The organism is Akkermansia sp. AE01SA01 (assembly GCF_036417395.1).
GTDB lineage: Bacteria > Verrucomicrobiota > Verrucomicrobiia > Verrucomicrobiales > Akkermansiaceae > Akkermansia.
Genome location: NZ_CP143890.1, coordinates 882,046 through 896,736, shown reverse-complemented (window position 1 = coordinate 896,736; position 14,691 = coordinate 882,046). Strand labels below are relative to the sequence as shown.

General features: G+C 60.9%; 13 protein-coding genes. All 13 read right to left on the bottom strand.

The window, feature by feature from the left end:
• Positions 1-93 precede the first annotated feature (93 nt).
• Complete coding sequence (gene trpA, locus V3C19_RS03700; protein WP_130082951.1) at positions 94-879, bottom strand: tryptophan synthase subunit alpha; 786 nt, start codon at positions 877-879, stop codon at positions 94-96.
• A gap of 13 nt (positions 880-892) precedes the next feature.
• Complete coding sequence (gene trpB, locus V3C19_RS03695; RefSeq protein ID WP_130082952.1) at positions 893-2,068, bottom strand: tryptophan synthase subunit beta; 1,176 nt, start codon at positions 2,066-2,068, stop codon at positions 893-895.
• The gene (locus V3C19_RS03690) at positions 2,065-2,712 is read right to left on the bottom strand and encodes a phosphoribosylanthranilate isomerase (RefSeq protein WP_130082953.1); all 648 of its coding nucleotides are present in this window, start codon (positions 2,710-2,712) and stop codon (positions 2,065-2,067) included. Before V3C19_RS03690 ends, trpB begins: the two co-directional genes overlap by 4 nt.
• Positions 2,709-3,494: an indole-3-glycerol-phosphate synthase gene (locus V3C19_RS03685; RefSeq protein WP_295873975.1), complete on the bottom strand. Its 786-nt coding sequence runs from the start codon at positions 3,492-3,494 to the stop codon at positions 2,709-2,711. Before V3C19_RS03685 ends, V3C19_RS03690 begins: the two co-directional genes overlap by 4 nt.
• A complete protein-coding gene (trpD, locus tag V3C19_RS03680) occupies positions 3,484-5,076 on the bottom strand; it encodes an anthranilate phosphoribosyltransferase (RefSeq protein ID WP_130082955.1) in 1,593 nt (530 codons plus the stop codon). The genes V3C19_RS03685 and trpD overlap by 11 nt, the downstream gene beginning before the upstream one ends.
• On the bottom strand, positions 5,060-6,466 hold the full coding sequence (locus tag V3C19_RS03675) for an anthranilate synthase component I family protein (RefSeq protein ID WP_295873981.1): 1,407 nt from the start codon (positions 6,464-6,466) through the stop codon (positions 5,060-5,062). The genes trpD and V3C19_RS03675 overlap by 17 nt, the downstream gene beginning before the upstream one ends.
• A 406-nt stretch (positions 6,467-6,872) precedes the next feature.
• On the bottom strand, positions 6,873-7,277 hold the full coding sequence (locus V3C19_RS03670) for a hypothetical protein (RefSeq protein WP_130082956.1): 405 nt from the start codon (positions 7,275-7,277) through the stop codon (positions 6,873-6,875).
• 144 nt (positions 7,278-7,421) lie between these two features.
• Positions 7,422-9,650, bottom strand: a complete 2,229-nt coding sequence (locus tag V3C19_RS03665) for a sodium-translocating pyrophosphatase (protein WP_149876186.1) — start codon at positions 9,648-9,650, stop codon at positions 7,422-7,424.
• Positions 9,651-10,063: 413 nt separating this feature from the next.
• The gene (locus V3C19_RS03660; RefSeq protein WP_130082958.1) at positions 10,064-11,050 is read right to left on the bottom strand and encodes an aldo/keto reductase; all 987 of its coding nucleotides are present in this window, start codon (positions 11,048-11,050) and stop codon (positions 10,064-10,066) included.
• Between the two features lie 25 nt (positions 11,051-11,075).
• A complete protein-coding gene (locus tag V3C19_RS03655; RefSeq protein ID WP_161981194.1) occupies positions 11,076-11,792 on the bottom strand; it encodes a hypothetical protein in 717 nt (238 codons plus the stop codon).
• Between the two features lie 119 nt (positions 11,793-11,911).
• A complete protein-coding gene (locus tag V3C19_RS03650; protein ID WP_130082960.1) occupies positions 11,912-12,982 on the bottom strand; it encodes a prepilin-type N-terminal cleavage/methylation domain-containing protein in 1,071 nt (356 codons plus the stop codon).
• Between the two features lie 27 nt (positions 12,983-13,009).
• Complete coding sequence (locus tag V3C19_RS03645; protein WP_130082961.1) at positions 13,010-13,813, bottom strand: prepilin-type N-terminal cleavage/methylation domain-containing protein; 804 nt, start codon at positions 13,811-13,813, stop codon at positions 13,010-13,012.
• 20 nt (positions 13,814-13,833) lie between these two features.
• Positions 13,834-14,550, bottom strand: a complete 717-nt coding sequence (locus V3C19_RS03640) for a prepilin-type N-terminal cleavage/methylation domain-containing protein (RefSeq protein ID WP_161981195.1) — start codon at positions 14,548-14,550, stop codon at positions 13,834-13,836.
• Positions 14,551-14,691: the final 141 nt, after the last annotated feature.

Genomic DNA, 14,691 nt, shown 5'->3' with positions numbered 1-14,691 from the left:
CTTCCGCTGTACCATAAAAACGGGGCCTTGTGCGGTTTTCTCCCGCCCAAGGCCCCGGAATGGAAACCAGTCAAAACCAGGCGTGTCAGCGGCTTACCTGGTCCACGGCAGCAGGAATTCTCCCGCATCCCCCCCTGCGGCAATGTGCTTGAGCAGGGCGCTTCCCAGCACGGCGGCATCCGGACGGGCGTCTTCCGGCAGGGCCTCAAGCTGGTCCGGCGTCTGGAGGCCGAAGCCCAGCGCCAGCGGAACGTCAAACACGGAACGGGCACGGCGCATGGTCTCCGCCACACTCTGCTCCAGATCCGTCTTCCCTCCCGTGGTGCCGAGGACGGACACCACGTAAACGAATCCTTCCGTACAGGGCTTGTACTCTTTCATGCGTTCCACGGAGGTGTTGGGAGCCACCAGTGTCACGAGTGTCAGGCCATAAGGGGCAAAGACCTTCCTGAACATGCCGGATTCCTCCAGCGGCATGTCCGGCACGATGAAACCGTAAACGCCCGCTTCCGCCGCGTCCCGTGCCAGATTTTCCAGGCCGTATTGATAAAAGGGATTCACGTAACCCATCAATGCCAGCTTGGCGGAGAACTGCCCCTTGCGGGCCTTCAGGCCGTCCAGAATCCATTTCAGGCTGACCCCGCGGGCCAGCGCGTCCCGGGAGGCGTCTTCAATAACGGGGCCGTCCGCTACCGGGTCGGAAAACGGAACGCCTATCTCGATGATGTCCGCCCCGGCCGCGTCAATGCGCTCCAGATGGGTCCAGAAGGAATCCATGTCCGGAAAGCCGGCGGTGATGAATGGAATGACGGCGCGGCGCCCCTTGGCATGGGCCTGTTCCACGGCTTCCTGCAACGGTGATTTCTGCGTATTGTTCATGAAAAGGCGGCAATTAAATGTTCAGATATTTTTTAACGATTCCCAGGTCCTTGTCTCCGCGGCCGGAGAGATTGACCAGCACGTCGCCCCCTTTGGGCAGTTCTTCCGCGTGGTCCAGCACCCACGCCACGGCATGGGAGGATTCCAGCGCCGGAATGATGCCTTCCCCCCTCGTAAGCGCCTGGAAGGCATTCAGGGCGGAAGCGTCGCAAACCATGCCGTAATGCACGCGGCCGATTTCCGCCAGATGGGAATGCTCCGGCCCCACGCCGGGATAATCCAGGCCGGCGGAAATGGAATGGGAAGGCTGTATCTGGCCGTCCCCGTCCTGCAAAAGCATGGTCACATGGCCGTGCAGCACGCCGGGGCTCCCCAGGTTGATGGGGGCGGAATTGTAGCAGCCGGGCTCGCCCGTGCCGCCGGCCTCCACGCCTACGAGGCGCACATCCTCATCCTCCACAAAGGGGTGGAGCATTCCGATGGCGTTGGAGCCGCCTCCCACGCACGCCACTACCACGTCCGGCAGCCTTCCGGTGCGCTCCAGCATTTGCGCGCGCGCCTCCCGGCCGATGACGGACTGGAGCTGCCTGACCAGTGTGGGGAACGGATGGGGGCCTGCCGCCGTACCAAAACAGTACAGAGTATCCGCCTGATGGGAAATCCAGTAACGCAGGGCCGCGTTAATGGCGTCCTTCAGCGTGCGGGAACCGCTGTCCACGGGAACTACCTCCGCACCCAGCAGCTTCATGCGCATCACATTCATGGACTGGCGCTCCACATCCTCCGCCCCCATGAAGACGGTGCAATCCATCTTCAGGCGCGCCGCCGCCGTGGCCGTAGCCACGCCGTGCTGGCCCGCCCCGGTCTCCGCGATGAGGCGCGTCTTCCCCATCATCCGGGCAAGGAGGGCCTGGCCCAGGGCATTGTTGATCTTGTGGGCGCCCGTATGCAGCAGGTCCTCACGCTTCAGCCACAGGCGGAAGCCAAGTTTCTCCGAGAGGTGGGGGCAGAACGTCAGGGGCGTTTCCCTGCCCGCGTAGTTGACCAGCAGATCCTGCAATGCATCCCGGTACGCCGGGGACTGCATGATGGTGTCCATGGCCTGTTCCAGTTCCATCAGGGGGGGGCGCAATGCCTCCGGAACGAAACGGCCGCCGAAATTGCCGAAGTATCCTTCTTTGTTATTCATGCGATGTGGTAAGGTGTGTAGGAAATGAGGGGCTTGAGCGCCGCCAGCAGCTTTTGCGGGCTTTTCTGGCCGGGAATGGCCTCCACGCCGGAATTCAGGTCAATGCCGTTCGGGGTGCACTGTTCCAGCGCCCTGTTCAGGGAAGCGGAGGAAAGGCCGCCGGCCAGGAACCAGGGGCGGGGGGCCTGCAGGGAAGCCAGCGCCTTCCAATCCAGCGCGGTTCCGTGGCCGCCGCCCTGCCTGCCGGCATCCAGCAGGAACCAGGAACAGCTGTCCGCCCAGAGATCCATCTCCCTTTGCATGGCGTCCAGGGAATCGTAACTGTCCGGCCACAGAACCCGGATGACTTTTCCCGCGCCGATCCGGCGCGCGCAATCCAGGGACTGGTTGCCGTGGAGCTGGGCGAATTCCAGCCGGGCCGTCTTCATGATGTCCATGATCTGCTCCGCATCCTGGTTCACGAACACGCCCACGCGGCGGATCAGCGCGGAATCCAGCGCGGCGGCGCGTTCCGGCGCAATATAGCGCGGGCTTTTGGGATGGAACACGAACCCGCAGAAGTGGGCCCCCATTCCCATGGCGGTTGACAGGTCACTCTGGCGGGTAATCCCGCACACCTTGATTGCGAATGAATGTTTCTTCATCTTGTTTCTTCTAAAATTGCAGCCAGTTTTTCACCCGGCTTTCCGCCGTCCATCAGGGCTGTGCCCATCAATACGGCCTGGAAGCCCGCTTCCGCGGCTTCCCTGAGATGCTCCCCGGCGCTCATGGCGCTGGCGGCTATCCATACTTCCCCGCCGCGGCGGAGCTTCCCCAGGTCCAGGCAGGCCTGTCTGTCCGTTTCCAGCGTATCCAGGTCACGGGCGTTCACCTGGATGATGCGCGCGCCGGATTCCCGGGCAAGCGCCAGGTCCTCCTCGTCAAAAATCTCCACCACGGCCTGCATGCCGTAGGCTTCCGCCTGTTCCCGCAAAACACGGAGTTCCCGTGCATCCGGCGTCAGGCGCACGATAAGCAGCAGGGCGGAAGCCGGGGTGGAAGCCGTCTCCATCACCTGAAGCTGGTGGAAAATGAAATCCTTGCGGAGCATGGGAACCCCGGTGCGGTGCATGCGTTCCAGATACCCGATGCGGCCGCCAAAAAACCGTTCCTCCGTCAGCACGGAAATGCAGGAGGCCCCGGCGGCGGCATACTGTTCCGCCACATCTTCCGGCTTCAATCCCTGGGCAATGACGCCGCGCGACGGAGACGCCTGCTTGAATTCCGCAATCACGGCCACGGGCTGCCCGTCAGGCGTCTCCGCAATCGCCTTCAGGAAATCCGGCCTGCGCCCCTTCCAGGGGCGCGGCAGTTCCCGGCGGGACGCCAGGTCCGTGAGCAGGGCGATTTCCTCCGCCTTGGCTTCCCTGAACCGGTCAAGCAACATGGAGCGTTCTCCTTCCTACGCCGGCGCACACGGCCTCACGGGCCTTCGCCATGCAGACGGCCAGGTCCATGTGGTCCTCCAGCAGGAACATGGCCACGCCCACATTCAGAATCACCATGTCCATCATGGCGCGGGGCCCCCTGCCCGCCAGAATATCCTTCAGCACGGCCACCGCCTCCGCCTTGGAATGGACGGCCAGCTCCCCGGGATCACAGGGCTGGATGCCGTAATCGGCGGGGTCCAGCGTCATGGGCGTCAGCTTCCCGTTGTGCACGATCATCATCTTGGTGGGCCCCAGCGGCGTCACCTCGTCATACCCTCCGGCGCCGTACACCACGGCCGCCCTGCGGATATGGGACTGGCTGAGGGTTTCCGCCAGCAGTTCCACCAGTTCCGGACGGGCCACTCCCAGCAGAATGTGGGTGGGGCGCGCCGGATTGATCAGGGGTCCCAGCAGGTTGAACAGGGTGCGGATGCCCAGTTCCCTGCGGATGGACCCCACGTTGCGGAAGGCGGGATGAAAATTCGGCGCGAACAGGAAAGCGAAATTGCGTTCGTCCAGCAGGTGCTGCACGTCCTCCGGAGCCACGTCCAGCGGAAATCCCAGCCCTTCCAGAGCATCCGCGGACCCGCAGGAGGAGGACACCGCGCGGTTGCCGTGCTTCACCACCTTGTAGCCCATGCCCGCCAGCGTCAGGGACGTGGCGGTGGAGCAATTGAAGGAGCTGCGGCCGTCGCCGCCCGTGCCGACTACGTCAATGCAGTCGCCTTCCAGCCCTTCCACGCGGTTGGCGCGGCCCAGGGCAATGCCCACGGCGTGGGCCATTTCCAGCGGGGTTTCCCCCTTCATGCGCAGGCCCATCAGGAAGCAGCCCGCCTGGGCCGGCGTCATGCGTCCGTCCATGATATCCGCAAAACCGGCGGCGGCCATGTCCGCCGTCAGGTCCTGCCCGGCGGCCAGCGTATCCAGAATGCGGTTGATCCGCTTCTCCTTCTGACCGGCGGGAACGACATTGTCCGGAAAATTGCCCAGAAGCTGGAGACCGTCCGGCGTCAGGATGGACTCCGGATGGAACTGGATGCCCACCCACGGGCGGTCGTTGTAGCGCAGCGCCATAACCTCCCCTTCCGGACCGCGGGAAGTGACGGTGAACCGGGGATTCGGTTCATCCTCCTTGGACTGGACCACCAGGGAATGGTAGCGGCCCACGGTCATGGGATTGGGAAGTCCTGTGAACAGCCCGGCGCCGTCGTGGATAATGTCCGAACTCTTTCCGTGCATCACGTACGGAGCGCGGGAAACCTCCGCCCCGGCAAAATAACCCAGAAGCTGGTGGCCCAGGCATACGCCCAGCACGGGAACGGCGGCGGGAAGGCGCTTCAGGAACTCCAGGCACAGCCCGGCATTGCGCGGATGGCTGGGGCCGGGGGAAATGCACACGGCTTCCAGTTCCGGGCTGGCTGCCAGGTCCAGAATGCGCGGATCGTCGTTCGCATACACCACGGGCTTGCGGCCCAGGGAATAAAACGCCTGCACCAGATTCCACGAAAAGGAATCGTAATTATCAATGAACAGAAACATGGTCTTCTCCTTTCAAAATCACGTCAATAATCTTGCCTTTATTCATGCACTCCTGCCATTCGGCGGCCGGATCGGAATCATACACGATGCCGGCGCCCGCCTGCCAGTGGATGCGGCCATTCTTCACCCACATGCTGCGGATGGTGATGCCGGAATCCATATGCACGCCATTCTTGTCCAGCCCCAGCCAGCCGATGCACCCGGCATACGGGCCGCGCGGCAGGGGTTCCTCCTCCGCCAGGATTTCCATGGCGCGCACCTTGGGTGCGCCGCTCACCGTTCCGGCGGGGAAGGCCGCGCCGAGAATGTCGATGGCGTCCAGTCCGTCGTTCACCTGGGCGGTCACGCGGGAAGTCATGTGCATCACGTGGGAAAAACGTTCAATCTCCATCAGCCTTTCCAGCTTCACGGAGCCGGGTTTGGCGACGCGCCCCAGGTCGTTGCGGCCCAGGTCCACCAGCATCACGTGTTCGGAACACTCCTTGGGGTCCTTGAGCAGGTCGGCGGCCAGGGCGGCGTCTTCCTCGTCGTCCCTGCCGCGCTTGCGCGTTCCGGCAATGGGGGAAAGCTGGAGCTTGCCGTCCGTGCAGCGCACCATCAGTTCCGGGGAGGAACCGAACAGGGTAACGCCCGGCAGGCTCATGAAAAACATGTACGGGGAAGGGTTGATGCTGCGCATGCGGCGGTACAGCGTGAAGGCGTCCCCGTGGAACTCCGCGGAGGCCTGGGAGGAAAGCACCACCTGAATGGCCTCCCCGTCGTGCAGCAGCTCCTTGATATGCTCTACGCCCTTCATGTAGCCCGCCTGGTCCGGCGTGCGCGCGACCTCCCCGATGGAGGGCTCTTCCGTTTCATGCAGGGGAGCGTGGGCAAGGTCGCGGTGTTCGCCCAGGCTGATCTGGGTAAGGCGGTTGTACAGGTGGTCAAACACGATCACGGTGCCGGCCAGCACCAGGCAGGACTCCGCGGAAGAGGGAGGAATGGTCTGCGCCAGCTTGGGCTGGAAAAGAGCGGCCGTTTCATACCCGAAGTAGCCGTACAGGGCCCGCGTGATGGGGGCCTGCCGCTTGTCGTCGCCCACCAGTTCCAGCCGCTGCATCAGGGCGCGCAGCCCGTCCAGATAAGGCATGCCGTCCAGCTCCTTCAAGGAGGCCAGCCGGTCGTCGCTGACGGTCAGGGAAAGCCGGGCGTCCGCACAGGAAACGGTCATCAGGTAATCACAGGCGATGACGCTGTAGCGGCCCCACTTGCCGTCCACCTCCGCGCTTTCCAGCAGAAGACCGGGGGTTTGGTCCCGGGTGAGGCTCAGGAACAGGCTGATGGGCGTCTCCAGGTCGGCGCTCAGGCGCCGGCTGTGTTGTTGGAGGGTGATGATGGATGGTGGTTGCATGGATGGATCATTGTGTAAGTTGAAAATAAAAAAACTGCTTTGACTCTCGGAGGAATCAAAGCAGTTCTAGAAAATTATCATAGCTGGACGCCACTACTGCACATCGGGATTCCCCCGTCCGGACATGGGTACGCGCCACCAATACCCGTTGCCGTAATAACGGGTATTGCTAAAAAAGGGCTGTACTGTGCTGAATGGCATCTGCGCGTTTATTACTCCTCTCCCCCGCCCTTGTCAAAAAAACTTTTCGTCAATGGCAGAAAAAAATCCAGCCCCCCCTTCTTGCCAGCCGATGAAAGAGAGCCCTTTCCACAGAGTGCGAAAAAGAGAACGTCAAAAAACGGAAGAACCGGCCGCCGGAATCTTCACAGGCTCCGAACGCCTGTTTCCGCCCCGGATGCACCGGCTACTGTTTCTCTCCCCCCGCACGGCTTTCCATTTCCAAAAGGCGGCATTTGGCGGCAAGCCCTGCCTCCTGTGAGCGGTATGCCTCCAGCCGGAGGGAAGGATCCGCCTCCAGTGACTTCTGAAACACACGGTATTCCTCTTCACGGAGAGCCACAATTTCCTTTTGGAAGGCTATTCCCTCCTTGAGGGAAGCGGCATGGTCGCGACGGAACTCCAGAAGCTGCAATCTGGAGAGAACAGTCTCCGTCCAATGGCACAATCCGGACTTGTAGCGATCCTTCATCAACTCATCTATCCTGACCAGGATTTGTTCCCGTTCCTGAAGAAGTGATTTCAGCGTTTCCTCTCCCGGAGAGGCGGAAGCAAGGCATGCCGTCAGCAATAAAAGCAGGGTAGTTCTCATGACTCCCCTTTTAAACCGCAGGAAAACCGAATCAAGAAAAAAACAGCGTTCTTCCCTGAACTGCAGATACTTCCCCCATATAAAAAACGGGAGCGCCGGCGGTTACCCGGCACTCCCGTTATCATGATGCAGCAAGCACCCGGCTTAGAACAGGGTAACGGCGATGTTGACGCCGGCGGTGACAATGGCCACCATGCTCATCAGCTTGATCAGGATATTCAGAGAGGGGCCGGACGTATCCTTGAAGGGGTCGCCCACCGTGTCGCCGATGACGGCGGCCTTGTGGCTTTCCGAGCCCTTGCCGCCCACATGGCCCTGCTCAATGTACTTCTTGGCGTTGTCCCACGCGCCGCCGGAATTCGCCATGAACACGGCCAGAACGAAGCCGGAGGCCAGCCCGCCGGCCAGCAGGCCGAACACGCCGGGAACGCCGAACACCAGCCCCATGCAAATGGGAGTAATCACCGCCAGCACGGACGGCCAGATCATCTCATGCTGGGCGCCCGCCGTGGAAATCTCCACGCAGCGCACGTAATCCGGTTCCGCCTCCCCGGTCAGGATGCCCTTGATTTCCTTGAACTGGCGGCGCACTTCCTTCACCATCTTTTCAGCGGCGCGGCCCACGGCGTTCATGGTCAGGCCGCAGAACAGGAAGGACATCATGGCGCCCACGAACAGGCCCATGAGCACCTTCGGGTTCATCAGGGTCACCTGGAAATAGCCCATGAACTCGGACAGGGTGCAAGTGGTGATTTTGGACACCTCCACGCTCACGGCGTCATTAATCTTGTACATGGTATTTCCGGTGGCCTCGCTCCAGTGCAGGATGGAAATCTTCAGCTCTTCAATATAAGAAGCCAGCAGGGCCAGGGCGGTCAAGGCGGCGGAGCCGATGGCAAAGCCCTTGCCCGTGGCGGCCGTCGTGTTGCCCAGGGCGTCCAGGGCGTCCGTGCGGCGGCGTACTTCCGGGTCCAGCTTGCTCATTTCCGCATTGCCCCCGGCGTTATCGGAAATGGGACCGTAGGCGTCCGTCGCCAGCGTCAGGCCCAGCGTGGAAAGCATCCCCACGGCGGCGATGCCGATGCCGTACAGGCCCTTGCTCATCTCGGCCCCGGTAAAATGCCAGTCCCCGGAGGCCATGCCGTAGGCCAGGACGGTGCCCACCACGATCGTAATCACGGGAATGCAGGTGGAAATCATGCCGATGCCGATGCCGGAAATGATGACGGTGGCGGGGCCGGTCTTCGCGCTGTGGGCTATCTTGCGGCAGGGATAGGAATCATGGGAGGTGTAATGCTCCGTGCTCTTTCCGATGATGATGCCCACCGCCAGGCCGGTCACGATCGCGCCCCAGATGCCGGCCCAGTTGTCCAACCCGATGAGCTGGAGCAGGAAGGCGGAGGCAATGGCGATCAGGAAGGAGCTGAGGTTGATGCCGCGGTTCAGGGCGGCCATCAGTTCCGTCTGGGAAGCGCCGCGCTTCACACGCACCGCATACACGCCCAGGAGTGAAAGGATGGTGCCGAGGGCGGCAATCAGCATGGGGGTGAGAACGGCCTTGATCGCCATGTCCGGCACGGCTATGTAGGCCGCCGCGCCCAGGGCGGCGGAAGCCAGGATGGAACCGCAGTAGGACTCGTAAAGGTCCGCGCCCATGCCGGCCACATCGCCCACGTTGTCGCCCACGTTATCCGCGATGGTGGCGGGGTTGCGGGGATCGTCTTCAGGAATGCCCGCTTCCACCTTGCCCACCAGGTCCGCGCCTACGTCCGCAGCCTTCGTGAAAATACCGCCGCCCACGCGGGCGAACAGGGCCTGGAGGGAGGCGCCCATGCCAAAGGTCAGCATCGTCGTGGTGATCACCACCAGGCGGGTGGAAAGCTCCATGTCCTCATAAAACCAGTCCAGAATCCAGTACCAGGCGCCGATGTCCAGCATGGCGAGGCCCACCACGGTCAGGCCGAGAACGGCGCCGGAACGGAAGGCGATCTGGAGGCCGGCATCCAGGGAATGGCGGCAGGCGTTCGCCACGCGGCCGGAAGCGTACGTGGCCGTCTTCATGCCGATATACCCGGCAAGGCCGGAGAAAAAGCCGCCGGAAATAAATGCGAAAGGCACCCAGGGATTCTGAATGTGCAGGCAGTAGGCCAGAAAGGCGAAAACGACCGTGATCAGCACGAAAAAAATGGCAACAATCTTGTATTGCTGCCGTAGATAGGCCATCGCACCGCTGCGAACATGCTTGGCGATCATTCTCATGACCTCGTTCCCCTCATCCTGGGCCTTCATGCGGTAAAAAAACACGCCCGCGAAAACGAGGGCCAGCACGGAAGCCGATGGGATGAGCCAAAATAAATCCTGGATGGTTATCATTGTCAGTACACTTTAAATTAAAGTGGTAGGAAAATAGCACTCCCCCGGCTTTACTCCAAGAAAAAACCGCTGTCCGGGACGGAAAATTCGCCTTCCTGCAGAAAGACCAGGACAGATGCGAAACCGGGCGTGAACAAGGAAGAAGCAAGTTCTGCAAGGATTAATCCAAAGTGCGGTTTGCCTATGTGAAGGCTGCTTTTCCAATCTCCCGCCGCTTCTGCTTCCAGGACGCGCAACCGGACGTAGCGCATCCCCGCCGCTACCGCCCCTTGATGTGGCAAAAAGCCGTGCCGCATTGGACATGAGGGTACTTCTGCCAAGCGTTTTCCGGGGAAATTCCGCCCCCCTGAAGCATTCTGTTGACCTCCCCCGGCAGGCAAAGCTAAAAGCCGCGGGCGGAGACATCCCATCCGTCAATCAGCCGTGCTGTCAATGACAGCCAGTTCCTCTGGAGAAAACTGCGTATTCTTCAACGAACCCAGGCAATCCCTGATCTGGGCGGAACGGCTGGCTCCAATGAGGGCGGTGGTCACGACCGAATTCCTCAACACCCAGGCCAGGGCCATCTGCGCCAGGCTCTGGCCGCGATCCCGCGCCAGGGCAGCCAGGCGGCGGATTCTGTCCCCATGCTGCTGCACGCGCTCTCCCGTCAGGAAGACGGAAGCCCCTGCTGCCCGGGAATCCGCGGGAATGCCATCCAGGTAACGGTCCGTCAGCATCCCCTGCGCCAGAGGGGAAAATGCCACGCAGCCGAGCCCTTCCTCGCGGATAGCGGCGAAAACTCCTGTCTCCGGCTCCCGGTTGAACATATTGTACCGGAGCTGGTGCACCAGGCATGGCACGCGGGCTTCCCGGAGCATGGCGCAGATCTGCCTGGTCTGTTCCGCCGGGAATTTGGAAATGCCGGCATACAGGGCCTTTCCGGACTGGACCGCCGTGACGAGAGCCCCCGCCGTCTCTTCCAGCGGAGTTTCCGGATCATGCCGGTGCGCATAAAAAATATCCACATAATCCAGCTTCATCCGGGAAAGGGACTGATTCAGGCTGGCAAGCATGTGCTTGCGGGAGCCCCAGTCCCCGTACGGCCCCTCCCACATCAAATGCCCCGCCTTGGTGGCAATCACCAATTCGTCGCGGTAACGGGACAAATCCTGCATGAAAATGCGCCCGAAGCACTCTTCCGCGTAACCGGGCGGTGGCCCGTAATTATTCGCCAAGTCAAAATAGGTAATGCCGGAATCAAAAGCGCTGTGAACAAGACGGCGCGCGTTCTCATAATCGGACTCTGCGCCGAAATTGTGCCACAGTCCCAGCGATACGGGGGGGAGCAGCAATCCGGACCGTCCGCAGCGGCGGTAGGCGGTACCGGCATAACGTTCCGGATCAGGTAAATAACTCATGGGGTTGCAATTCAATGGAATTTAATCAGGAATGCGCAGAACGGCCGTGACGGACGCCGTTTCTCCACTCTTCAGTGGAATACTTGGATGAGAGCAGTTCCGCTACGCGGGCGGCCATGCCGGGAAAAAGAAAGGAATCCGCACGCAGCACATGCGTATCCGCCAGGCGGGAGGCAAGCATCACATCCCAGCCGTCAGGCAAAATGCAATTCTGAATGCTGCCCTGGTGAAGAACGCCGTCACGCACCCGTCTCTGGCCCCCGCCCGCCAGTTTTTCTCCGGAAGGCAGTATCAGGTCGCTGGTGACAGGGCTGGAAAAACAGGCGCGGCCGCCATCGGGCGCATCCCCGGCCAGCATCACGCACTCCACGCCGCAATCCTTCAGCACGCGGGCCAGCGCCCCATGAATCCACCGGTACAAGGTGGCGCTTGAAGGGCGCCCCTTCCCGTCTCTGCGGTGCATGGCCAGGGTAAAGGGAATATCCTGCCGATGATCCACAATGCCCCCGCCTGTCCAGCGGCGGACAAAATGCAATTCCTCTCCGGGGAAAATCCGCCTGGCTGTGCTCTCCTCGTCAAAATAGCCGAACGTCACGGCAGGTTCTCCCCACCGGTATATCCGCAGAACGGGAAATTTCCCCCATTCCAGCAGGGCCTCATCCACGGCCATGGCTTCCGCGGCGCTTCTGGCCACGGGATCGCGCCAAAGAATCAGCTCCGGCAGCGGAGGCAAATTACCCACAACATCTGCAAATCCCGGCATAGATCGGAAACAGGGTTAACAACAAGGTAGGGAATGCCGCTCCGGAAAAGGCGGGACACCGTGAAAACAGGCGTCCGCCTGCTGTTCCGGACTTGGGCCTAATGGCTCAGCGGAAGGGAAACGCGCTGCGTGAAAGATCGAGTGTAACGTTCGAAAAACTCTTCCGGAGAGGGAGCGGGACGCCCCTTGCGTATCTGGTCCACCAGGGCCATGCCTTCATCCGTCACCACCGTCATGGAAATGGTCACTCCGGTAACGCGGCCCGACTTTAAATCGTCAATATCCATGCCGCTGCCGATCACGTCCAGCCGGTTGCCGTATACGTCCATCTGGGAACAGGACCCCAGGCGGTTGGCGCCTGTCGTCATAACGGGGACCAGAACGGATGCCCTCTGCGTCGCATCCTTGTCGGACTTGTTGCTGCCGGAACTCCCGATCTTCTTCTGGTAATCTACCTCAAAAATGAGGGTCATTTCCACCACATTCTCCACCAGGAAATTGGCGGGAATGGTTTCATCCTGCTGGAAGCGGGAATAGGCGGCCCAGAGGTCCTCCTTGCCCAGAAGCTCCCGCACGGTATCCTCCGCATTGACCAGATTGCGGTACAGGGCATAGACGGGGAACCCGTCCGACTCGGACGTGGCGTCCCGGTCCAGAATCTGGTCGCGGTAAAGCAGCTTGTAACCTACGCAATTCACGTCGCCGATGATGCGGTCGTTCCTCATGTCCATGCTGGACTTGGCCGGATTGCGGTCCGTGGGCGTGGTAAAGAAAATCAACTGGGAGGCATTCGTAATCTTGGCGCCTTCCGGCCCCATGGTCATCATATTGACGCGGGACTCCCCGGTGGAAGGCCTGCGCCCCCTGGCCTGGGAGGAAGAGGCGGTCCGGGCGCCGCGGCCGGCTAGATCGCTGTCCCTCTGCACGAGCATCCATTCAAAGGGGTTTCCAGGGCGGAACTGCATGCTCTCAAAATCCTTGGTCATGGTATCCATCGCCGTACGGGCGAGGGTCGTCGTCCGCACGTCCTGAAGCACCCATCTCCAGATATCCACCCCGCGGGACGTCAGCGCCACGATCACAAGCACAAGAATCGTCGTGATCGTCATGGCCGCCAGCAGCTCAATCAGAGTAAACGCGCCGGATTTGATTTTGGCAAATGTCTTCATGATTCTTTCAGTATCTCGATGATGCGGTTAACGGCGGAAGGCAAGATTGCGCGTGAACACGGGCGTCTTCAGATTCTCCCATGTCGTGTTCTGCAGACGTTCCGGGTCCGTATTCAGCAATTGGAAAAATTCCGCCTGGTACAGCACTTCCGCCCCCCAGGGCAGATTCAGGCCGCCGCCCCCCTTCTCCGCCGTGTACACGTACTGGGACGGGTCCGTAATGATCCGGCCGCGGTTGTAGGGGTTGGAAATCACGGCATACTTGGGAGCCAGCTTGTAGCCGTAGGCGTTGGAATCCATGCGCTCCACCACAAGCTGGGTCATGCGCACCGCGAACACGGGCCCTACCAGGGCCTTGAAATCATTCCAGCGGTCCTTGTTGTTCGCCAGGCATACGCCCGTAACCACGGCGGAATTCTTGCCGGGAATGCTGCCGCCGTCCTCCAGCCAGGGCTGGGGCGTGCCGTCCTTGCGCACGGGCTTGGACAAATCCGCCCGGTAATTGTACACCAGAATAGTGGTGGCGGGCTTTGCCGTAAACTGCATCCAGTAAAAAGCCTTGTCAAAGGCGGAAACATACCTGCCGGGGGAAGACTTCTTTGCATTGCCCGCCGCCCGTTCCGAATTGCGGAGCTCTCCAAGCTCCGCCGTCAGGGCATGGACGATGCGGTCCGCCTCACGAATGGTCAGGGCGGCCTGGACCGTTCTCCTGGCCGGGATGAACATAGCCATAAACACCACGATCAGCACCCCGACCACGCCGATGGCAAGCACCACCTCTGTCAGGGTAAACCCTTTGGAACGAACCTGTTTCATACGATTGGTCAACATGGTAGTAAAATCCTGTAAAATTATTGGGGAATCACCTGCTCATCCGTCCTCAGGCGGCTTATATTGCCTTTGGGATAAATCACGATGCCGCCGGCCAACCCCGGCTTGCCGTCCGTCATGGGAGAGGGGCGTTCCTCCTTGCCGTCCCCGGCAGAGCCGGAAACCACTACCAGGCGGGTGGGAGCATTCGGCTGGGACATGCGGCCCTCCTCGTCAAACTCAATGAAATAAATATCAGTCAGGCCGTTGCCGGGCAGATTGACGGTATCCTGCCCGTCCCGGCTGGAAAAGCTCTTGTACGTGCTTTTGGCCCTGGACTTGCCCGAACCTTCCAGCAGGGTGCTGTAGGTGGGGCTGATATAAAATCCGGCGGGAAGCGTCTGCAGGCGGTTGACAAGGTGCCACTTGCCTGTGCGCGTATTCTTGGACATCACGCCCAGGGTGCGCATGTTCCGGCTCGCGTCGTCGGGGGTGCTGACAATAATCAGGCGGCTCCAGGTTCCCTTGCCCATGGCATCCAGCCGGGCCTCCTGCACCATGCCGTCCACCATTTCAACGGCGGACTGGAGTCCCTGCGCCCGGCCGCCGCCTCTCAGCATGCTGGCGGCAAGAGCCATCATGGCAACCATGATGGTAATGACGACGATCAATTCCACCAGGGTAAACCCTTTGACCCCTGCGGAAAAACGAAAATGTGCAGCTCTGGAATGTGCGGAAAAATTTCTCATACAGGTCATGCAGGATTGAACAACGATTTTTGGCATGCTACCCATTTCAAACGATCACGGCAATCATTTTTTGAGCATCGGGAACCTCGAATACATATCTGTTCAAATAAAACTCCGGCGGTATCCGTAACCATTCCCGCGGAGGCAAAC